Raw genomic sequence first — 19,479 nt, forward strand, 5'->3', positions numbered from 1 at the left:
AGCAGTCCGATTTAGCTATGCGCCTTTCCAATCTTGCCGATTACGCGGTCGTCACCATGAGCGCCGCCGCCCGCCATTGCGGTGGCGGACGGGTGAGTGCGGCCGAGCTGGCGACGGAAACCGGCCTGCCGGTGCCTACGGTTCAGCGGCTGGTGAGCCGCTTGACCGCAGCGGGCCTGTTGCGGTCGACCCGCGGTGCGGGCGGCGGATTGCAGCTGGCGCGTCCGGCGGCGGCGATCAGCCTAGCCGATATCGTCGAGGCGATGGAGGGGCCGATCGCTCTCACCACCTGTGTCGAGGGCGACGATTGCTCGATCGACCACGAATGCCGGGTCAAGCCGCACTGGCCGCTGGTCAACAATGTGCTGCGCGACGCGCTGGCCGGAATTTCACTGACCCAGCTCGCGCTCGAAGGAGAGCCGGCATGAGTGAGGATCTCGACATCGAACAAACGCTCGAAACCGACCGCGATGCGCGCGAGGCCGCAGCGAAGGCCGCCGATTATGAATTCGGCTGGCACGCGGAGATCGACACCGAATTCGCTCCCAAGGGGCTGAGCGAGGACACTGTCCGCTTTATCAGCGCCAAGAAGGGCGAGCCGGAATGGATGCTCGAATGGCGGCTGAAGGCATTTCGTCTTTGGCAGACCATGGATGAGCCCGATTGGGCCAAGGTCGGCTATCCGCCGATCGATTACCAAGACGCGTATTATTACGCAGCGCCGAAGAAGAAAGAGCAACTCGAATCGCTCGACGACCTCGATCCCGATATCAAGTCGGTCTATGACAAGCTCGGCATTCCGCTGGCGGAGCAGGAAGTGCTCGCCGGCGTCAAGGGTGCGCGCAAGGTCGCGGTGGACGCGGTGTTCGACAGCGTCTCGGTCGCCACCACCTTCCGCGAGGAATTGAAAAGGGCTGGCGTGATCTTCCTCTCGATTTCCGAGGCGATCCGCGAGCATCCCGAGCTGGTCAAGAAATGGCTTGGCCGCGTCGTGCCGCAGCATGACAATTACTTCGCGACGCTCAATTGCGCGGTCTTTTCGGACGGGACCTTCGTCTACATTCCCGAAGGCGTGCGCTGTCCGATGGAGCTGTCGACCTATTTCCGCATCAATGCGGAGAACACCGGCCAGTTCGAGCGCACGCTGATCATCGCCGAAAAGGGCAGCTACGTCAGCTATCTCGAAGGCTGCACCGCACCGATGCGCGACGAGAACCAACTCCACGCCGCCGTGGTGGAACTGGTCGCGCTCGAAGATGCCGAGATCAAATATTCCACCGTGCAGAACTGGTACCCCGGCAATGCCGAGGGCAAGGGCGGGATCTACAATTTTGTGACCAAGCGCGGGCTGTGCCAGGGCGCGCGGTCGAAGATCAGCTGGACGCAAGTCGAAACCGGCAGCGCGGTGACGTGGAAATATCCCTCATGCGTGTTGAACGGTGAGGACAGCGTGGGCGAGTTCTACTCGGTTGCGGTGACCAACAATTACCAGCAGGCCGACACCGGCACCAAGATGATCCACAATGGCAAGGGAAGCCGTTCGACGATTATCTCCAAGGGCATTTCCGCCGGAAGATCGAACAACACCTATCGCGGGCGCGTGGCGGTGGCCGCGAACGCCGACAATGTCCGCAACTTCACCCAATGCGACAGCCTGCTGCTGGGCGACCAATGCGGCGCGCACACCGTGCCCTATATCGAGGTGAAGAATCCCACCGCCCAGATCGAGCACGAGGCGACCACTTCGAAGATCAGCGACGACCAGCTTTTCTACGCGATGCAGCGCGGGCTCGATGCGGAGCAGGCGGTGGCGCTGATCGTCAACGGATTTGCGAAAGAGGTACTGAAAGAGCTGCCGATGGAGTTCGCCGTCGAGGCACAAAAACTGCTGGCGATTTCGCTTGAGGGGAGCGTGGGGTGATTACGATCTTGATGCTCGCGCAGCTTTCAAGTGGCCAAGTGATGGTGCCGGCCTACCTTCCCGACGTCCTTCGGGGTGCTTGGGATTTTTCCGCAGAGGCGTGTCTTGATCAAGGCAGCCTCACTCGGGTCGAGTTCGGACCAAACTGGATGCGGGATAATCTTGGTTTAGGACTGCTCCAATTTTATACCTCAGTCGGCCCCAGACACGATTTCGACGAGGCCCTCGAAGCCAGATTTATCATGGGTGGAGACGCGGGCCTTAGAGATCAGCAAGTTTTGCTGAATCTGAGGGGCTCACGGGGAAAACGAACGCTTTCGTGGGAAGATAGTCGTGGTTCCGGTCATATCGATGAAGCTAGCCAGCCTATCGACCTTGTAGAATGTCCGGATGAGGGGCGCCAATGACCGACCGTAAAACCCTCCAGCTCCGTGATCCGTCCGAGACCGATGCCGCGCCCGCGCTCAAGAAGCGGGGTCGCGGCTGGGAAATCAGCGAGAAGCGGCTCGACGTGCTGCATGAGCGGGCGCGCGAGATGCGGCGCGATTCCAGCGAGGCGCACAAGGTCCTCGCCGCGCGTTTCGCCAAGGCCGATCTCGGGCGTTACAAGTTCACCCGCCACGCGGTGGTCGGCAGCGCGATTGTCGATTTCAACTGTCACATTCTGGGCATGGCCATCGCCATCGATGAAGAGGGGGCGGACGAAAAACTCACCCGGCGGCGCGACAAGAGCCTCGAAAGCGTCGGCATCCGCGTCATGCGGATCCGTGCCACCGACATTCTGAACGACATCGACGCCGTCCTGGCTCGCATTACCGCAGGTATGCGGATGCGCATCGGCGACAAGCAACAGGCGCGCGCCGAACACCGGCGCAACAGCGCACCGCGTCGGCCCGGTCCGGCGCGCGGCAACAGGAACGACAATGCTGAAAATCGATAATCTCCACGCCACTGTCGGCGATACCGAAATCCTGCGCGGGCTCAGTCTCGAAGTGAACGCGGGCGAGATCCACGCCATCATGGGGCCGAACGGCGCGGGCAAGTCGACGCTTGCCTATGTTCTGGGCGGTCGCCCGGGCTATGAAGTGATCGCCGGTACGGTCAGCTTCATGGGGCAGGACCTGCTCGCGATGGAACCACACGAGCGCGCCGCCGCCGGCCTCTTCCTCGGCTTCCAGTATCCTGTCGAAATCCCCGGCGTCTCCAACGTCCAGTTCCTGCGCGAAGCGGCCAATGCCCAGCGCAAGGGGCGCGGGGAAGAACCGCTGTCCGGCGGAGAATTCCTCAAGCTTGCAAAGGAAAAGGCCGCGCTGCTCAAGCTCGACATGGAGATGCTCAAGCGCAACGTGAACGTCGGTTTTTCGGGCGGCGAGAAGAAGCGCGCCGAGATGGTCCAGATGGGCATCCTCGATCCCAGGCTGGCGGTGCTCGACGAGACCGACAGCGGGCTCGACATCGATGCGCTCAAGACCGTGGGCGAGGGGATCAACGCGATCATGCGCAGCCCTGACAAGGGCGTGCTGCTGATTACCCATTATCAGCGGCTGCTCGACTATGTGAAGCCGGACTATGTTCACGTCCTGTCAAAGGGGCGGATCGTGAAGACGGGGAATGCCGAACTCGCGCTCGATTTGGAGCGTGAGGGCTATGACGAGGTGATTGCCGCATGATGTTCTCCCTGTTTCTCGCCGCTGCACTACAGGTTGCGACACCCGCCCCGGCGCAGGCCGAAGGGCCGCCGGAAGGCCCGGTCGATACCGAACAGAAAAGCGACAGCATCGATGATTCGCGCGCTGCGCCCACGCCTGCGCCCGCCGATGAGACGGACGCCGCAGCCAGCGATCCCAAGGTCGCCAATCAGGAAATGCTGATCCGCAAATCGCTCGCCACATGGCAGGGCGGTGCAGCCAAGCACGATGGCAAGGTCGGCTGCGTCACCAAGCAGACCACTGGCGACAAGCAGATCGACGCAATCCGCTGCGGTGCGATCGTGACGTGCTTCACGCCGGTTGCGCCCAAGCTGGATGCACTCGAAGCGAATGAGGCGCTTACCGACGAAGAGCGCCAGCGGCAGATGGCGGCGGTCTCGGAAACGACCGCTCCGTGCCTCAAGGCCTATACCGACAAGGCCATCGGAATACTGGCAAAGACGCGAGCCGGCGAATGAGTCAGGCAGCGCTCCTTCCTACACGCCGCGACGAGGCGTGGCGCTATTCGGACACCGATGCGCTGGGCACACTCGCGCCCGGGAGGCTGGACGCATGGCGCAACATCGATGTGGGTGCTGGCGAGCAGCTGGTCGAGACGCTGGTGCTTGATGGTAGCGATCCGGTCGCGCTCGACCGCCTGCGCGTGACCATCGGCGAAGGTGGTCATTTCGCCCTGTTCGCTCTGGTGATCGGTGGCGATCTCGGGCGGCTGGAGGTCGAGGTGAGCCTGGCCGAAGGCGCGCATTTCGAACTGGGTGGGGTGACGCTGGGTGGCGGTGAAACCACGCGCGAGATCGTGACCAAAGTCGACCACGGCCAGCCCGGTGCGACCAGCAATCAGGTGGTTCGCTCTGTCCATTGGGGCAAGTCGGCAGGCAATTTCCTCGGGCAAATCGAGGTTGCGCGCCACGCACAGAAAACCGATGCCGGGCAAAGCTTCAAGGGGCTGCTGCTGGAACGCGGGGCGAGTGTAAATTCGGTGCCGCAACTCGAAATCTTCGCCGACGACGTCAAATGCGCGCATGGTGCGGCCATCGGCCAGCTCGACGAGCAGGCGGGCTTCTACATGGCTGCGCGCGGCCTTCCCCCCGAAACGGCGAGACGACTGATGGTGCAAGCCTTCATCGGCGATGCTTTTGTTGCGATGGTAGATGATGAGGCGCGCGAGGCGATGACGGAGCGTGCGTTGGAGCAACTCGAGGCGCGATTGTGATCACCGCCGACGTTCTCGACCGCCGGAGCGACTTCGCTGGCCTGCTCACCGCCGATGGCGAGCCGTGGCACTATCTCGACACCGCCGCCTCCGCGCAGAAGCCACGTGCGGTGATCGAAGCGATGAGCCGCGCTCTGGGCCCGGACTATGCCACCGTACACCGCGGCGTTTACGGTCGCTCGGCGCAGATGACGCTGGGCTACGAAGCGGCACGGCGCAGGGTCGCAGAATTCATCGGCGCGACTTCGGAAAACGAGGTGGTCTTCGTGCGCGGGGCGACCGAGGCGATCAACCTTGTCGCATCGAGCTGGGGCGGCGCGAATTTGCGTGGAGGCGACCGGATCATGCTCTCTACGTTGGAGCATCATTCGAACATCGTACCCTGGCAAATGCTGGCCGAGCGCACCGGCGCTGAAATCGACGTTTGCCCGCTGACCGAAGACGACCGGATCGATCTCGATGCGCTTGAGGCGATGCTGACGGAGCGCCACAAGATCGTCTCGTTGGCACATGTTTCGAACGTGCTCGGCAGCGTGCTCGATGTACGCCGCGCTGCCGACCTGGCGCATTCGGTTGGCGCGAAAATCCTGCTCGACGGATGCCAGGCGGCACCGCGCATGGTGCTGGACATGGCGGCGTTCGACTGTGATTTCTACGCCTTCTCCGGGCACAAGCTCTACGGACCGACGGGCATTGGCGTGCTGTGGGCGCGTGAGGACCTGCTCGACGCGATGCCGCCCTATCAGGGTGGCGGGTCGATGATCGACAAGGTGACTTTCGCCAAGACGACCTATGCTCCGCCGCCGCAGCGGTTCGAGGCGGGAACGCCGATGATTACCGAGGCGATCGCGCTCCATGCGGCGATCGATTACGTCGATGCACTCGGCCCCGACCGGCTGTTCGCACACGAAAGTGCGCTTGCGAATAAATTGCGCGAAGAATTGCGTAACATCAATTCGGTGCGCCTGTTCGGGCCTGACGAGAGCGCAGGCATCGTCTCCTTCGCGATGGAGGGGGTTCACCCGCACGATCTAGGCACCATATTGGATGAAGAGAATGTCGCGATCCGCGCCGGACACCATTGCGCGCAGCCGCTGATGGAGCATCTCGGCGTCCCCGCGACAGCACGAGCCAGCTTCGGGCTCTACAATGATGAGAGCGACATTGCCGCGCTGCTACGCGGTATAGAGCGCACCCAGAGGATTTTCGGATGAGCGAAGACGTAAACGAGAAGGATTTCATCGCCGCTCCAGCACCTAACGAGGGACTGGCGAGCAAGCCGCCGCGCGCACGCGTGGAGGATGCCGTCGACTCCGAGGAGAGCCCTCGCGAGACATTCGAGCGCAAGCGCGACTATCTCGACGGCTTCCTGAAAAAGCCGCCCGAATCCGCATCTCCGGGCGAGCCGGGTGGCGCGCTGTACGAGGCCGTGGTCGATGCGATGAAGGACATTTACGACCCTGAAATCCCGGTCAATATCTATGATCTCGGCCTGATCTATGGCGTCGATGTCAGCGAGGACGGGGCGGTTGCCATTACCATGACGCTGACCACGCCGCATTGCCCGGTGGCCGAAACGATGCCGGGCGAAGTCGAACTGCGTGCCTCTGCGGTGCCGGGTGTACGCGATGCCGAGGTCAATCTGGTGTGGGACCCGCCGTGGGGCCCGGACAAGATGACCGATGAGGCCCGTCTCGAACTGGGGATGCTGTGATGGAAGACACCAAGACACGCCCAGCACCGAAGGCCGCAGTCATCCTGACGGCCGCCGCCGAAGCGCGCATCGCCGAACTGATGTCCAAGGCGCCAGCCGACGCTATCGGCGTCAAGCTTTCGACCCCGCGCCGGGGTTGCTCTGGCCTTGCCTATTCGGTCGATTACGTGAGTGAGGAAGCCGGCTTCGACGAGAAGATCGAAACCCCCGGCGGCACTTTCTACATCGACGGGGCGAGCGTGCTATACCTCGTCGGCAGCACGATGGACTGGGTGGAAGACGATTTCACCGCCGGTTTCGTGTTCGAAAACCCCAACGCCAAAGGCGCTTGTGGCTGCGGCGAGAGTTTCATGGTCTGACTTTCATCAGGGTGGCCTGCCACGGCATAGCACTGACGACCATCGATCAGAGATCCTGCGCGAGCTCTTCCAAAACCGCGCGGTCTAATTCGTCGACTTCGCCATTGGCGTCGATCATCGAATCGAGCCAGTTGCGCTCGTTATCGGTAATCTGTTCGCCTGCGGCCTGCCGCCCTTCATAGCTTTCGCTTGACTGCTTGCGCCCGAAGACCTTGCCGAAATGGTTGTAAACCTGCGGCGTTTCGCGAGCCATGCGGCCAAGAAATCCACCCACGCTGGTACGGTTATCGGCGATGAATGATTCCAGCTCTTTCATCCGCGCATGGCTGATCTGCGCCACCGGCAGGGTGAAGCCGCGCAGATAGTTGACGATGCCATCTACGAACAGTGGCTGCCATTGTGGAGCATTGTCGCACCCCAGCGTAGCATCCTTGATACGGAACAGCATCTCGGCGTCAAACCGGCTGACCGCCGCCGCGGCGATCCCGCCGCTGGCAAAGATCACGCGGCGGATGATCGCGCATTCGGCAGTCGTGATATGGGTGTCTGACAGGGCACCGCCATCGCGTGTCGGCCCCTTGCCGAACAGCACTGCGCGTTCGACTTGCTCAAGCACGTAATGTTTCAAGCTGTCGGGGACATTGCGCGACTTTTCGAGCACTGAGACGGCCAGTTCGAGCTCGGCCATCGTTTCCAGCCGCCCGTCGGCATCGATCTGGTCGATTAGCCAGCTCGCCTCTTGCTCGTCGCACATTCCGCGTGGTTCGCTGCCGTTGAGCACGAATTCGCGCAGCGCCTCGGTGAAGAAATCGACCCATTGCGCATCCGCGCCGCCCAGCGAGCGGTTGATCGCAAACAGCGCCTCGGCCTCACCACGCGTGATCCGTCCGTCACCCCATCCTTCGCGGCGCAGGGCCATCAGGTCGTCGGGCGCGATGGCGCGGCTGGCGGCAATACGCTGCGCAAGCTCGGTGAATTGAATGGTCATCGGCGTAAATGTCCCCTCTGAATTGGGCCGATCTTTACGCAAATGTCCTTAAAAGCGGGTTATCGCCTCAGCGCAGCCACGCAGGCGGCGCGATCCACGTCCAGCCCGTCACTCGCGCGGCGCGCCTCGACATCGGTTGCCGTTGGCTGCGCCCCCGGCCGGAGCGGGTAGAGATAGACGTCGAGCACGCATTGCGGCCCGGCGAATTGCAGTTTTACCGCATCTCCTTCCTTCACGTCGAGCCGTGGCTTGCCGAACACGCGCTGCAGCGCCGAGGTGTCGCGTCCGATCACATCTTCCAGGCCCGCACGATGCATGACTGTCGGCGCGATAAAGCCCTGTTTTGCAGGCGGCGGGACGGTCGGGCGCATTGGTGGCGGACGGTGAGCGGTGGTTGCCGGACGCGCAGGACCGCGCGAGGGCGTGGACACGCAGCCGGCCAGCAGGCTGGCGAGGATCAAAGCACTAAAGCGGCGCATCGGGGCTCCGTTGGCGATGGACGAGATGAGTTGCGGCTGCCGCTCCGAGCACCGGGGCGAGAAAATTGATGAAGGGCACCACCAGCATGACGGTGACGATCCCGCCAAGCGCAAACCGGGTCAGGCCACCGATGGGGGCGGTATCGGCGTCGCTCCGACGATGCCGCAACCAGACCATATCCATCAGCTCGCGCCCCAGCAGGAAAGCGTTGGCAAGGCCATAGACCAGCGCGGTACCGATCCCCGTCACCAGCAGCGCCAGCGCAATCGGCGTCACGACGAGATTGACGATGAGTGTACGCATCAGTGCGCGCAGGCTCGCCCCCAGTTCGCGCATGAAAGGAAGGCCAGCGACTTGTGCGGCGGCAGGATAGTGCCGAGCTTCCACGGCTTGCACGATCTCGTCGGCAAAGAATTGCAGCACCGCCAGCGCGACCACGCGGAACAGCAGCCAGCCCGCCAGGATCATAAGCACCAGGCCGAGAACAGCTCCCAACCCAGTTCCATACCCTGCAGCATAAGCATTGATTGTATGGGCGGCGGCAAACCACAAAACCGCACCGAAAACGCCGAATAACGCCAGCGTGACGAGCAGCGATTTCAACAGAACCCGCACAATCGCTGGGTCGCCCAACTGGGCCAGGGACAGGGCAAGGGCGCGGGGCAGATTGGTCATGGCTGGTGGCGAGGCTTGCTGGAGGCGGACGCCCAAGTCAACGCCGCGCTTGGCGCAAGGGCGACGAGCCGCTAACGCGCCCCGACAGTCTGAATTTTATTCCCCCTGACGGAGCCCCAATGTCTGAAACCCGCTACGACGTTATCGCTATCGGAAATGCCATCGTCGATGTCATGGCTCCGTGCGAAGACGACCTCATCGAAGAACTTTCGCTCAACCGCGGGGGCATGACCCTGGTGGATACCGAGCGGGCCGAGGAACTCTATTCGGCGATGGGTCCGGCGAAGGAAATTTCGGGCGGTTCGGCAGCCAACACGCTTGCCGGAATGGCGGCGCTTGGCGCTCAATGCGCGTTCATCGGGCAAGTCGCCGATGACCAGCTCGGCGCAGTCTTCAGCCATGACATTCATGCCGTCGGGATCGATTTCGACACCCCGCGCCGCGCCGGCAACCCGCCGACCGCGCGCTGCCTGATCTTCGTGACGCCCGATGGCGAGCGGACGATGAACACCTTCCTCGGTGCGAGCCAGTTCCTGCCGCCTGCAGCGCTCGACGACGAGATGATCGCAAGTGCGGCCATCCTCTATCTCGAAGGCTATCTCTGGGACCCCGAAGAGCCGCGCAGCGCGATGCGCAGAGCCATCGACGTGGCGCGCGCTGCCGGTCGAAAGGTCGCCTTTACCGCCAGCGAAAGCTTCGTGATCGATCGCCACGGCGATGATTTTCGCGCGCTGATCGAGGAAGGCAAGATCGATATCCTGTTCGTCAACGAGCACGAACTGGCTTCGCTGACCGGCGAAAGCGACTTCGAAGCTGGCGTCGCGGCAATTGCTGGTAAAGTGCCCGTGCTTGTCGCCACGCGCAGTGCCCAGGGCGCGATTGCGGTGGCCCATGGAGAACGCGCCGAAGTCGCTGCCGAGCCGATCGACAAGGTCATCGACACGACCGGGGCAGGGGACCTTTTTGCCGCGGGCTTCCTCACCGGCTATGCGCGTGAGGAAAGCCTTGAGCGCTGCCTTCGAATGGGGGCAATTTGCGCCGCGGAAGTCATCAGCCACTATGGCGCCCGGCCCGAAGCCGATCTGGCCAGGCTGATCGATAGCAAGCTCGGCTAGCTCACCTTGTTCCGCGCGCGATCGATCGCGTCGCGGAACTGCTGTTCGCTCGCCTTGCCGACAATCCGGATCGGTCCGATGAGGAAGCCCGGTGTGCCGGGCAGGCCCAGGCGAACCGCGTCCTCGCCTGACCGGGTAATCATCGCGTCGATGCGCGGCCCATGGGCTTTGAGGTCGGCCTCCAGTTTTGCCCAGCTGCCGCCGGCGTGGGCGACGGCGCTACGCAATTCGGCTTCGTCGAGGCTCGGCGCGCGCATCAGCGTATCATGCACCGGGCGATAGATGCCCTGATACTGCGCGGCCAGCGCCACACGGGCCGCACGGATGGAGGCCGGGCCGAAAATCGGCCAGTCGCGATAGATCACCCTGACCCGGCCATCCGCCTTGACCGCGGCATCGAGCGCAGGCTCGGTCGCGCGGCAGACCGGGCAGTTGTAATCGGAGAACACCAGCAGGCTGACATCGGCGTCGCTTGGGCCGGACGCAGGGTATCCTGGTGCATCGGCGATATCGGAAACCGCTACATGGCCCGAAACATCCGAGCCCAGCGGCAAGCCGAGCCGCAGCCATGCCCCCATTGCAAACGCGCCGACCAGCATCACCGCAAGGGCGATCCAATGCTTGCGGGGAATGTCGGGCAGGTGTGGGCTGGCCATGGAGAGAGCCTAGCCGTTACTCGCCTCGCGTGCGACTTCGCGCCAGCCGATATCGCGGCGGCAGAAGCCGTCGGCAAAGTCGATCGCGTCGAGCGCGGCATAGGCTGCGCGCTGCGCCTGAGTGACATTCTGCCCGCTGGCGGTGACATTTAGCACGCGCCCGCCATTCGCCACGAGCGCGCCGTCGTTCAGCGCCGTTCCTGCGTGGAACACCTTGGAGCCGTCACTTTCTGCCTGTCCCAGATTGATCGCTCCACCCTTCTTCGGTGTGTCGGGGTAGCCCTCGGCGGCCATAACCACCGTCATTGCGTAGTCCTCTACGAATTGCGGCGTTCCGGCTTCGCCCAGCTGCCCCTGCGCGCAGGCCAGCATCAGCGCCGCCAGATCACCGCAATAGCGCAGCATCAGCACCTGGCACTCGGGGTCGCCGAAGCGGACATTGTATTCGATCAAGCTCGGCCCTTCGGCGGTCAGCATCAGCCCGGCATAAAGCACCCCGCAATAGGGCGTGCCTGCCTCACGTAGCACACGCACGGTCGGTTCGACGATCTCGCGCATGGCCCGTTGCTCAAGCTCCGGCGTCAGCACCGGAGCGGGCGAATAGGCGCCCATGCCGCCGGTATTGGGGCCGGTGTCGCCTTCGCCCACGCGCTTGTGATCCTGCGCGCTGCCGAATGGCACGATCGTCTCGCCATCGGTTAGCGCGAACAGGCTCGCTTCCTCGCCGGTCATGAATTGTTCGATCACCACCTCGGCTCCGGCTTCGCCGAATTTCCCATCGAACATCTCCGCCAGTGCGTGTTGCGCCTCCTCGCGCGTTTCGGCGATGACAACGCCCTTGCCCGCCGCGAGGCCATCGGCCTTCAGTACGAAGGGGGCATCGAAGCGCTTGAGCGCGCCCCATGCTTCTTCCAGCGTATGGGTGCGGATATAGCGCGCGGTGGGGATGTTTGCGCGGGCGCACAGATCCTTGGTGAACCCCTTGCTCCCCTCAAGCTGGGCCGCCGCCGCCGATGGGCCGAAGACGGCGACATCGGCTTCCCGCAGGCTGTCTGCAAGACCATCGACCAACGGCGCTTCGGGGCCAACCACGACCAGATCGACGCCATTTTCGCGGCAGAACGCTGTGACAGCGGCGTGATCGGTGGCATCGAGCGCCACGCATTCGGCCTCCTGCGCTATTCCGGGATTGCCCGGACTCGCCCAGAGCTTGTCGCAAGACGGCGATTGCGCCAATTTCCACGCCAGCGCATGTTCGCGTCCGCCGGACCCCAGCAAAAGGATATTCATGACCGATCAACTCCCAGGCAATGACGCGGACGATGGGCTGGTAGCGCGCGGGCGCGATGGGGACAACGCCCCGCCGCTCACCGTGAGCGAGATTGCCCAGGCTTTGAAGCGCACGGTGGAGGAGCGTTTCGGCTTCGTGCGCCTGCGCGGCGAGTTGTCGGGGGTGAAGCGCGCAGCCTCGGGCCATCTCTACGCCAGCCTCAAGGACGAGAACGCGGTGATCGATGCCGTGATGTGGCGCGGCAACGTTCAACGCCTGGCCTTCGCACCCGAAGACGGGCTGGAGGTCGTGGCCAGCGGCAAGATCACCACCTATCCGGGCCGCTCGAAATACCAGATCGTGATCGAACGGATGGAATTGGCAGGTGAGGGTGCATTGCTCGCCCTTCTGGAAAAAACGCGCCAGCGGTTGGCGGCGGAAGGATTATTCGATCGCGACCGCAAGCGACCGCTCCCGTTCCTGCCGCGAACTATCGGCGTGGTGACTTCGCCGACAGGCGCCGTAATTCGCGATATCCTTCACCGGCTTGCCGACCGCTTCCCCAGCCGGGTCATTGTCTGGCCGGTGCTGGTTCAGGGGCAGGGCGCGGCTGCGCAGGTCGCTTCGGCGGTGCGCGGCTTTTCAGATCTACCCGAAGGCCACGCCGACCGTCCGAACCTTGTGATCGTTGCGCGTGGCGGTGGTTCGATCGAAGATTTGTGGTGCTTCAACGAGGAGGAAGTGGTGCGGGCCATCGCCGCATCGACGATCCCAACGATCAGTGCGGTCGGTCACGAAACCGACACCACGCTGGCCGATTACGCCGCCGACCGCCGCGCGCCGACGCCGACCGCCGCTGCCGAGATCGCGGTGCCAGTACGCGCCGATCTTGCCGCCACGCTGGAAGATTTTGCGCATCGACAGCGGCGTAGCGCGTTGCGCCCGGTGACGTTGGGGCGCGAGCGGCTGGCCGCGCGCGCCGAGCGCCTTCCACGGCCCGAAGTGCTGCTCCAGCCACAGGCGCAAAAGCTCGACGATCTGGCCGAACGCTTGCGCCGCGGGCTGACCGACAGTGCAAGCCGGGGCCGGGAAAAGCTCGGTGGGCTGAGACTGTCGCCAGCAATGCTCGAACGATCCCTGCGTGATTCGCGGCAGGCCTTGCAGCACGTCAGGCTGGAGCCTGCGCTGGTTCTGCGCCCGATTGCGGAGCGCAGCGAACGTCTCGCCGGCCTCGCAAGACTCGCCCAGCAGCTCCACCCCGATCGTCCGCTCGAGCGTGGCTATGTCCGGGTGACGGGAGCGGGCGGCGTTACGGTCACCTCGCGCAAGCTCGCTGCCAGCGAAAGAGCGCTGGCGCTGCATTTTGGCGATGGGGTGCTCAATGTCGTTCCAAAAGGCGAGAGAGCGCCGATACCGGCTCCGGCCAAACCACGCAAATCTGCGCGTCGTGACGTCCCGCCTGCGGGACAAGAGGATTTGTTCGACTGACCCGGTGATGCTAAGATCAAGGGTATGTTGATGTCTTCCAATTCCTCAGGGTCGGGCAGTGAAGCCCGGCTGCAATATGGTCCCAATGGCTTTCGCGTGATTCGCCCCGGCCAACATGTGTTCTGCGCGGCAACGGGCGAGGCGATCCCGCTCGCTGACCTGCGCTACTGGAGCGTGGAACGGCAGGAGCCCTACGCCAGTGCGCAAATCGCTGCGGAGCAGCTCAAGCCGTGAGATTTTCTGCTTTTGCGCCGATTTTCGGGTCGGCGCTCGTATTGCTTGTTACCGGCTGTGTTCCTGCTGCACCGTCCGCGCATGTGCCGGTAAAGCCGCTCCCGCCTTTGCGTGCGGCGACTGTGCCTCCAGCGGCACCGCAGTCCACTCCTGCGCCAGCCGCGCCATCTCCTCGCGCGACTCCAGCAACCCTCGTCCGTAGCGATTTCTCCGTTGCGGGAGAGCTGGAGCAAGGAGGTTGGATTCGTGGACGGGTGCCAAGCGGAACTGTCAGCGCCAGACTCGGCGATGAGCCGGTCCGTTTCGATGCCATCGGGCATTTCTTCGCCGGTTTCGACCGCAACGCACCTGAGAGCGAAACGCTATTCGCGACATTGAGCAATGGGCAGACAATCACGCGCACGCTGGCCATCGCTCCGCGCCAATGGCGGATCGAGCGCGTCAATGTGCCGATGCGCAAGGGCGGGCCGAGTGCGGCCTTCATGAAGATTCGCCGCCCCGAACTCGCCGCGATCAATGCTGCGCGTGCCGAGCAGACCGATGCTGATGGCTGGAAGCAGAAATTCATCTGGCCGGTGAAAGGACGGATCTCCGGGCTTTTCGGCTCCCAGCGGATCTATCAGGGCGTGCCGGGCGCGTATCATTCGGGAATCGACATCGCGACCGGCGAATCGGGCACACCCTATGTCGCTCCGGCGGATGGGGTGGTCGTGCTGGCGAGCCAGAAGCCGTTCAGTCTCGAAGGCAATCTGCTGATCATCGACCACGGCATGGGCCTCAACAGCGCCTTCCTGCACTCATCGAAAATCGTTGTGCATCAGGGCGAGCATGTGAAGCAGGGGCAATTGCTCGGCTATATCGGCTCGACCGGGCGCGCGACCGGCCCGCATTTGCACTGGAGCCTCAAATGGGAGGATTCGCGGCTCGACCCGCTGTTGTTCACCGGGCCAATGCCCTGACGGCTTGCGGCGGATTTCAGACGCGCGAAAAGAGCGCGCGGGGAATGCCCCGCGCGCCCTTTCTCATGTTCGCCAAGGGCGTTGTGCGCCGCCTCAGGCGGCGACAGCGGCCTTCTTCAGCTCACGCTTCACCTTGAGGGCGCGCGCGCTGAGCTTGGTGTCGCTGGTCTTGAGCAGCCAGTTGTCCAAACCGCCATTGTGCTCGACCGAGCGCAGGCCCTGGGTCGACACGCGGAACTTGAAGCTGCGATCGAGCTTCTCGCTCATCAGCGTGACATTCTGCAGGTTGGGCAGGAAGACCTTCTTGGTCTTGTTGTTGGCGTGGCTCACATTGTGGCCGACCTGGCGGCCCTTGCCCGTCAGTTCGCAAATGCGCGACATGATAAATCTCGTTCGTAAAAGGTTGCCGGTAAGTCCGGGAAAGGCGCGCGCATAGCGAGAGGCTCGCGAATCGTCAAGCTTCACGCTACCTCACTGGCCTATGACCCGCTGGCCAATACCCCCATCGATGCAGCGCGCCCTTGCCTTGGCGCAGGAGGCCGCGCGGGCAGGAGAAGTGCCGATTGGCGCGGTTGTGGTCAAGGAGGGCGCGATTATCGGCGAAGGGCGCAATGCTCCGCGTGGCACCCACGATCCGACCGCCCATGCCGAAATCGCCGCGATTCGCGCGGCCGCCGTGGCGCTGGGCGACGAGAGGCTGACCGGCTGCGAACTGTTTGTGACGCTGGAGCCTTGCGCGATGTGCGCTGGCGCGATCGTTCATGCGCGCATCGCGCGCGTAACTTACGCCGCTTCAGACCCCAAGGGCGGCGCGGTGGAGCATGGTGCCCGCGTGTTCGATCATCCGCAGGCACTGCACAAGCCCGAAGTCGTCTCCGGACTTGGCGAGGCCGAATCGGCGGAGCTGTTGCGAGACTTCTTTCGCGAACGGCGCTGAGATCAGTCCAGCGGGCGAATTCGCACGCGCGCCGGGTCCGCCGGACCCCATTGCTGCCGGGTGCAACGCAGCGGCTTGAGCATCTTGTCATAGCATAGCCACAATTCGGTGAGCCAACCGCTGCGGGTGAGGGCCAAGCCGACCATGTCCGGTGTCCAGCCCGGATTGGCTGCTGCGAAAGCTTCTCGAACATTGGCTGCGGTCACGATGCGCTTTTGCGCCAAGCGGTTAAGATCGGGGAGATGATATGACCGATACAGCATACGCGTCGTGCGGAAGAATTCGTCGGGGTTCATGCTGGTGCAGCTGCCATGTTTGCCCCATTCATGCGCGAGCAGGCGGCGCGATGGGGTGATGCAAATCTGCTTCGCGATAGTGCTGGCATTGGGCTGCTGGCGTGTTGGGCACCATTGCGGCCAGCTGGTCTTGCCATTGGGCCACAACCCATGGACCGTCAGCCCGAAACGCCCGTTCTTGCCCGAACATTGTAGCTTGCCCCATCCCGAAACCTTGCGGTCATGGCAGAACTGCGGGCTCCAGATCAGCGACATGATGTAATTGTCGATGGGCATGATCCGCGTCGGCCCATCGGGCTTCGCGGGCAGCGGTGCGCTAATCCTGGGCATCCGGCAATTCTCGGCCTGCGCGGAAGCAGCGCTCGGCAAGGCGGCGACAGACATGGCGCAGGCGATGGATGCCAGCACAGGAAAACGGGTGGAGGCGAGCGATGTCATAGCGGCGTGAAATCCAGTCCGATATCGGCAGCAGGTGCGCTTTGCGTCAGCCGCCCGACCGACACATAATCGACGCCGGTCGCCGCCTTGGCCTTGATGGTTTGCAGATTGATCCCGCCGCTTGCCTCGGTCGGGACGCGACCGGCGACCAGCGCGACCGCCTCGCGCAAAGTGTCGGGTTCCATATTGTCGAGCAGCAGCCGCGTTGCTCCGGCAGCCAGCGCGGGTTCGATCTGGTCGATGCGGTCCACTTCGCAAATGATCTCGGCAACGCCAGCCGTGACCGCGCGGCGCACCGCCTCGCCCACCGATCCGGCGACCAGCACGTGGTTGTCCTTGATCATCGCCGCGTCCCACAGCCCCATCCGATGATTGGATCCGCCGCCCATGCGGACGGCGTATTTCTCAAGATGACGCAAGCCGGGGATGGTCTTGCGCGTATCGAGCAGCGTACAATCGGAATTGTCCATCGTGCGGACATATTCGGCAACCAGAGTGGCAATTCCCGAAAGGTGCTGGACCGTATTGAGCGCCGCGCGCTCGGCGGTCAGCATGGCGCGGGCATTGCCGGTAAGCCGCATCAGATCGGTTCCTGGCGCAACCGCGTCGCCTTCCGCCACCAGCAGCTCAATCTCCATGTCCGGATCGAGTGCGCAAAAAAACGCCTCTGCCACCGGTAGCCCGGCGACGCGAATCGCATCACGGCTGTCCATCACCCCGGAAAACCGCGCATCGGCGGGGATGACGCTTTCAGATGTCACATCATGCCCGCCGCCCGGCAGGCCTTTACCGAGATCTTCGGCAAGGGTCTCGCGGACGAAGCGGCCCATGTCGAAGCCGGGAAGGGTAAAGCTCATGCAAGTGTCCTAACCGGGCCGGGGGAGGCCCGGCAAGGGCAAGCGCGTGTCCACAGGTGCCCGTAGCAAAGCAAAGGAACAGTTTCGAGAACGCAAGCACGGAGGGGCTTGCGCAAAACATCAGTGCACGAAGCGCGCGACCACATCGCGATAGGAGCGCGACACTTTCACCTCCGCGCCCGAATCGAGCACGAGGAAACATTCGCCATTGGTGTGCGGTTTAACCTGGCGCACCTGGTCGAGGTTGACGATGGTCGAGCGATGGACGCGCTGGAACTTGCGCGGGTCGAGCCTGCGTTCGAGATCCTTCATCGTCTCGCGCAGGATCAGCGAATTGTCGCCGGTATAGATGCACATATAGTCGCCTGCCGCCTCGATATGCTCGATCGTGTCGACTTCGACGCGGAAGATTTGCCCGCGATCCTTGATGTTGATGAGCTTTTCGAACCGGCCAGCGGCCTCTGTGTCCTCGCCGACGAATTCCTCCGCTGCCTCGGGTGCGACTTCGGAGAGAACATTCATGAGCTTTTCGGCTTCCTCGGAGGATTTCTTCTCCGCGATGCGCTGGCGTACGCGCTCCACCGTATCGGCCAACTTGTCCTCGTCGACCGGCTTCATGAGGTAATTCACTGCATTTGCCTCGAAAGCGCGAATCGCGTGCTCCTCGTAGGCGGTGACGAAAACGAACAGCGGGGGTTCGATTTCCATGACGCCTTGTACGACGGAAAATCCGTCGAAACCCGGCATCTGGATATCGAGGAACACGAGATCGGGTTTCAGCGTCTTGATCGCGCGGATCGCTTCGCGGCCGTTCTGGCAGGTTTCGATGATCTCGACGTCCTCGAAACGCTCCAGCCTCAGCTGAAGTCCTTGAATGGCAAGCTTTTCGTCATCGACGAGAATGGTGCGAATGGTCATGGTTCAAGTAGCCCTTTGGGGGGTTGGCATACCGCCAACGAGCGAAGCCGTTGCCGGTTGCGTGGCCGCGGCCGATTGCGCAGGTGCGGATGAATGAGGCGTTGATCGTTCGCCGGTTTCGATCTCTTCGAAGGGCAGCTCGATCAATACGGAAAATCCGCCGCTGTCCGGGGAGCGTATCTCGAAACGATGCTCGTCGCCATAGGCCTGTGCGAGCCGGTCGCGAATATTGGCAAGGCCAACACCGGTCGAACTCGGGCGACGGATGCGTCCGGGAAGGTTTGCGCCCAGACCCTCAGAACCGCCTTTGCGAATGCCGGGGCCGGTGTCGGACACGGTGACTCGCAAGCGCGGACCGACGACCTGCGCAACCAGGCTGATCATTGCACCCTCTTCCTGCGGGGTTACGCCATATTTGATTGCATTCTCGATCAAGGGTTGTAGCAGCATGGAAGGGATCGCGGCTAGGGCCGCCTGCGGTTCGACGCGAAAATCGGTTTGCAGGCGTTCCTCGAAGCGCATCCGTTCAATCTCGAGATAGAGCTTCAACGTCTCGACTTCCTGCTCGACGCTGACCGTCCCGCCGGGCTGGCTGACGAGCGTATGGCGCAGGAAATTGGATAGGCGTGTGAGCATAGCGTTTGCCGGTTCGGTCTGCTTGAGCAGCACCAGCGTACTGATCGAATTCAAGGTGTTGAAAAGGAAATGCGGGTTGAGCTGGTAACGCAGCATCGCCAGCTGCGCGCTGGTCGCCTGCGCTTCGAGCCGTTCCAACTGGTCAGCCTGTTCCTCGACCCGGAGGAAGAAATTGATCGCGTAATAGAGCGCCGACCATGCGCCGAGCACTGTCAGATCGTAGAGATAAATGCCGATGAACAGGCTGACGAAATCGCTGTCGCTCTGCGCACTGGCCATTTCGAGGATCCAGCCGTCGATAAAGGCATGGACGCCGACCGCGACCGCGAGCGAGACCGCTGTCAGCCCCCAGGTCACCAGCGGCTTGCGTGTGATCAGCTGGCGATAGGCGACCGACAGGATCAGGCTGATGAAAAAGCCCGTCAGCGCGGCCATGAAATAGATCAGCAGGCGCGAAGGCGGCTGGTTGTTGGCGAACGCGGTAATCGCGCGCAGCAGGAAATAGCCGCCCCAACCGGCAAATTGCAGGTTCCAGAATGCGCGGCTCTTGTTGGCGAAGAACGGCGTCGGTTCGAAGGGCAGCACGGCCATAGGTGCACTGCCTTAGCGTAATTGC

At 63.0% G+C, this 19,479-nt stretch carries 25 protein-coding genes; 15 read left to right on the forward strand and 10 right to left on the reverse strand.

The features are described 5' to 3' along the window. Nucleotides 1–17 precede the first annotated feature (17 nt). The 9 genes from GRI58_RS04430 (at nt 18) to GRI58_RS04470 (ending at nt 6,916) form a co-directional block, all read left to right on the forward strand. Nucleotides 18–428, forward strand: a complete 411-nt coding sequence (locus GRI58_RS04430) for an SUF system Fe-S cluster assembly regulator (RefSeq protein WP_160752341.1) — start codon at nt 18–20, stop codon at nt 426–428. Then, nucleotides 425–1,921, forward strand: a complete 1,497-nt coding sequence (gene sufB, locus GRI58_RS04435) for a Fe-S cluster assembly protein SufB (protein WP_160752342.1) — start codon at nt 425–427, stop codon at nt 1,919–1,921. The genes GRI58_RS04430 and sufB overlap by 4 nt, the downstream gene beginning before the upstream one ends. A 403-nt stretch (nt 1,922–2,324) precedes the next feature. Then, a complete protein-coding gene (locus GRI58_RS04440; protein WP_160752343.1) occupies nt 2,325–2,861 on the forward strand; it encodes an endonuclease domain-containing protein in 537 nt (178 codons plus the stop codon). Continuing rightward, nucleotides 2,845–3,591 (forward strand): Fe-S cluster assembly ATPase SufC, encoded by a 747-nt coding sequence (gene sufC / locus GRI58_RS04445; RefSeq protein WP_160752344.1) that lies wholly within the window; start codon nt 2,845–2,847, stop codon nt 3,589–3,591. Before GRI58_RS04440 ends, sufC begins: the two co-directional genes overlap by 17 nt. Next, on the forward strand, nt 3,588–4,088 hold the full coding sequence (locus tag GRI58_RS04450) for a hypothetical protein (RefSeq protein WP_160752345.1): 501 nt from the start codon (nt 3,588–3,590) through the stop codon (nt 4,086–4,088). The genes sufC and GRI58_RS04450 overlap by 4 nt, the downstream gene beginning before the upstream one ends. After that, nucleotides 4,085–4,843 carry a SufD family Fe-S cluster assembly protein gene (locus GRI58_RS04455; RefSeq protein ID WP_160752346.1) on the forward strand — a complete coding sequence of 253 codons (759 nt, stop codon included), beginning with the start codon at nt 4,085–4,087 and terminating at the stop codon, nt 4,841–4,843. The genes GRI58_RS04450 and GRI58_RS04455 overlap by 4 nt, the downstream gene beginning before the upstream one ends. After that, complete coding sequence (locus GRI58_RS04460) at nt 4,840–6,057, forward strand: aminotransferase class V-fold PLP-dependent enzyme (RefSeq protein ID WP_419957020.1); 1,218 nt, start codon at nt 4,840–4,842, stop codon at nt 6,055–6,057. The genes GRI58_RS04455 and GRI58_RS04460 overlap by 4 nt, the downstream gene beginning before the upstream one ends. Then, the gene (locus GRI58_RS04465) at nt 6,054–6,557 is read left to right on the forward strand and encodes an SUF system Fe-S cluster assembly protein (RefSeq protein WP_160752347.1); all 504 of its coding nucleotides are present in this window, start codon (nt 6,054–6,056) and stop codon (nt 6,555–6,557) included. The genes GRI58_RS04460 and GRI58_RS04465 overlap by 4 nt, the downstream gene beginning before the upstream one ends. Continuing rightward, nucleotides 6,557–6,916 carry a HesB/IscA family protein gene (locus tag GRI58_RS04470; protein WP_160752348.1) on the forward strand — a complete coding sequence of 120 codons (360 nt, stop codon included), beginning with the start codon at nt 6,557–6,559 and terminating at the stop codon, nt 6,914–6,916. The genes GRI58_RS04465 and GRI58_RS04470 overlap by 1 nt, the downstream gene beginning before the upstream one ends. 46 nt (nt 6,917–6,962) lie before the next feature. On the opposite strand, the gene GRI58_RS04475 is transcribed toward GRI58_RS04470, so the two are convergent. Genes GRI58_RS04475 through GRI58_RS04485 form a run of 3 tightly spaced genes read right to left on the reverse strand, consistent with a single transcriptional unit; the run spans nt 6,963 to nt 9,059 of the window. Next, entirely contained in the window at nt 6,963–7,904 is a 942-nt protein-coding gene (locus tag GRI58_RS04475) for a hypothetical protein (RefSeq protein ID WP_160752349.1), read from the reverse strand. A gap of 59 nt (nt 7,905–7,963) precedes the next feature. Further along, nucleotides 7,964–8,383: a hypothetical protein gene (locus tag GRI58_RS04480; protein WP_160752350.1), complete on the reverse strand. Its 420-nt coding sequence runs from the start codon at nt 8,381–8,383 to the stop codon at nt 7,964–7,966. Then, nucleotides 8,370–9,059, reverse strand: a complete 690-nt coding sequence (locus GRI58_RS04485) for an EI24 domain-containing protein (RefSeq protein WP_202386778.1) — start codon at nt 9,057–9,059, stop codon at nt 8,370–8,372. The genes GRI58_RS04480 and GRI58_RS04485 overlap by 14 nt, the downstream gene beginning before the upstream one ends. Before the next feature lie 119 nt (nt 9,060–9,178). Between GRI58_RS04485 and GRI58_RS04490 the strand changes: the two genes are divergently transcribed. Then, nucleotides 9,179–10,174, forward strand: coding sequence for an adenosine kinase (locus GRI58_RS04490; protein ID WP_160752351.1), 996 nt, complete (start codon nt 9,179–9,181; stop codon nt 10,172–10,174). Here the strand turns inward: GRI58_RS04490 and GRI58_RS04495 are convergent. After that, nucleotides 10,171–10,830 (reverse strand): thioredoxin domain-containing protein, encoded by a 660-nt coding sequence (locus tag GRI58_RS04495; RefSeq protein WP_160752352.1) that lies wholly within the window; start codon nt 10,828–10,830, stop codon nt 10,171–10,173. The genes GRI58_RS04490 and GRI58_RS04495 overlap by 4 nt on opposite strands. A 9-nt stretch (nt 10,831–10,839) precedes the next feature. After that, a complete protein-coding gene (purD, locus tag GRI58_RS04500) occupies nt 10,840–12,120 on the reverse strand; it encodes a phosphoribosylamine--glycine ligase (RefSeq protein ID WP_160752353.1) in 1,281 nt (426 codons plus the stop codon). Between purD and xseA the strand changes: the two genes are divergently transcribed. The 3 genes from xseA (at nt 12,119) to GRI58_RS04515 (ending at nt 14,781) form a co-directional block, all read left to right on the forward strand. Beyond that, nucleotides 12,119–13,588 (forward strand): exodeoxyribonuclease VII large subunit, encoded by a 1,470-nt coding sequence (gene xseA, locus GRI58_RS04505; RefSeq protein ID WP_160752354.1) that lies wholly within the window; start codon nt 12,119–12,121, stop codon nt 13,586–13,588. The two genes, purD and xseA, sit on opposite strands and share 2 nt — an antisense overlap. Nucleotides 13,589–13,612: 24 nt before the next feature. Next, nucleotides 13,613–13,822, forward strand: a complete 210-nt coding sequence (locus GRI58_RS04510; protein WP_160752355.1) for a DUF2093 domain-containing protein — start codon at nt 13,613–13,615, stop codon at nt 13,820–13,822. Between the two features lie 254 nt (nt 13,823–14,076). Further along, nucleotides 14,077–14,781, forward strand: a complete 705-nt coding sequence (locus GRI58_RS04515; RefSeq protein WP_419957021.1) for a M23 family metallopeptidase — start codon at nt 14,077–14,079, stop codon at nt 14,779–14,781. 93 nt (nt 14,782–14,874) lie between these two features. Here the strand turns inward: GRI58_RS04515 and rpmB are convergent, their stop codons facing one another. Further along, a complete protein-coding gene (rpmB, locus tag GRI58_RS04520; protein WP_160752356.1) occupies nt 14,875–15,162 on the reverse strand; it encodes a 50S ribosomal protein L28 in 288 nt (95 codons plus the stop codon). 100 nt (nt 15,163–15,262) lie between these two features. Here rpmB and tadA point away from each other — a divergent pair, with 100 nt between their 5' ends. Continuing rightward, nucleotides 15,263–15,718, forward strand: coding sequence for a tRNA adenosine(34) deaminase TadA (tadA, locus tag GRI58_RS04525; protein WP_160752357.1), 456 nt, complete (start codon nt 15,263–15,265; stop codon nt 15,716–15,718). Between the two features lie 2 nt (nt 15,719–15,720). Here the strand turns inward: tadA and GRI58_RS04530 are convergent, their stop codons facing one another. Beyond that, nucleotides 15,721–16,290, reverse strand: coding sequence for a ribonuclease T2 family protein (locus tag GRI58_RS04530; RefSeq protein ID WP_160752358.1), 570 nt, complete (start codon nt 16,288–16,290; stop codon nt 15,721–15,723). Here GRI58_RS04530 and GRI58_RS04535 point away from each other — a divergent pair. Then, on the forward strand, nt 16,289–16,462 hold the full coding sequence (locus GRI58_RS04535; protein WP_160752359.1) for a hypothetical protein: 174 nt from the start codon (nt 16,289–16,291) through the stop codon (nt 16,460–16,462). The genes GRI58_RS04530 and GRI58_RS04535 overlap by 2 nt on opposite strands. On the opposite strand, the gene nadC is transcribed toward GRI58_RS04535, so the two are convergent. The 3 genes from nadC to GRI58_RS04550 all read right to left on the reverse strand — a co-directional run bounded on the left by nadC (nt 16,449) and on the right by GRI58_RS04550 (nt 19,454). Continuing rightward, entirely contained in the window at nt 16,449–17,309 is an 861-nt protein-coding gene (gene nadC, locus GRI58_RS04540; RefSeq protein ID WP_160752360.1) for a carboxylating nicotinate-nucleotide diphosphorylase, read from the reverse strand. The genes GRI58_RS04535 and nadC overlap by 14 nt on opposite strands. Before the next feature lie 120 nt (nt 17,310–17,429). Continuing rightward, nucleotides 17,430–18,227: a LytR/AlgR family response regulator transcription factor gene (locus GRI58_RS04545; RefSeq protein WP_160752361.1), complete on the reverse strand. Its 798-nt coding sequence runs from the start codon at nt 18,225–18,227 to the stop codon at nt 17,430–17,432. A gap of 3 nt (nt 18,228–18,230) precedes the next feature. Then, complete coding sequence (locus tag GRI58_RS04550; RefSeq protein WP_160752362.1) at nt 18,231–19,454, reverse strand: sensor histidine kinase; 1,224 nt, start codon at nt 19,452–19,454, stop codon at nt 18,231–18,233. Nucleotides 19,455–19,479 lie beyond the last annotated feature (25 nt).

The sequence above is a fragment of the Qipengyuania algicida genome, assembly GCF_009828025.1.
In the GTDB taxonomy this organism is placed as follows: domain Bacteria; phylum Pseudomonadota; class Alphaproteobacteria; order Sphingomonadales; family Sphingomonadaceae; genus Qipengyuania; species Qipengyuania algicida.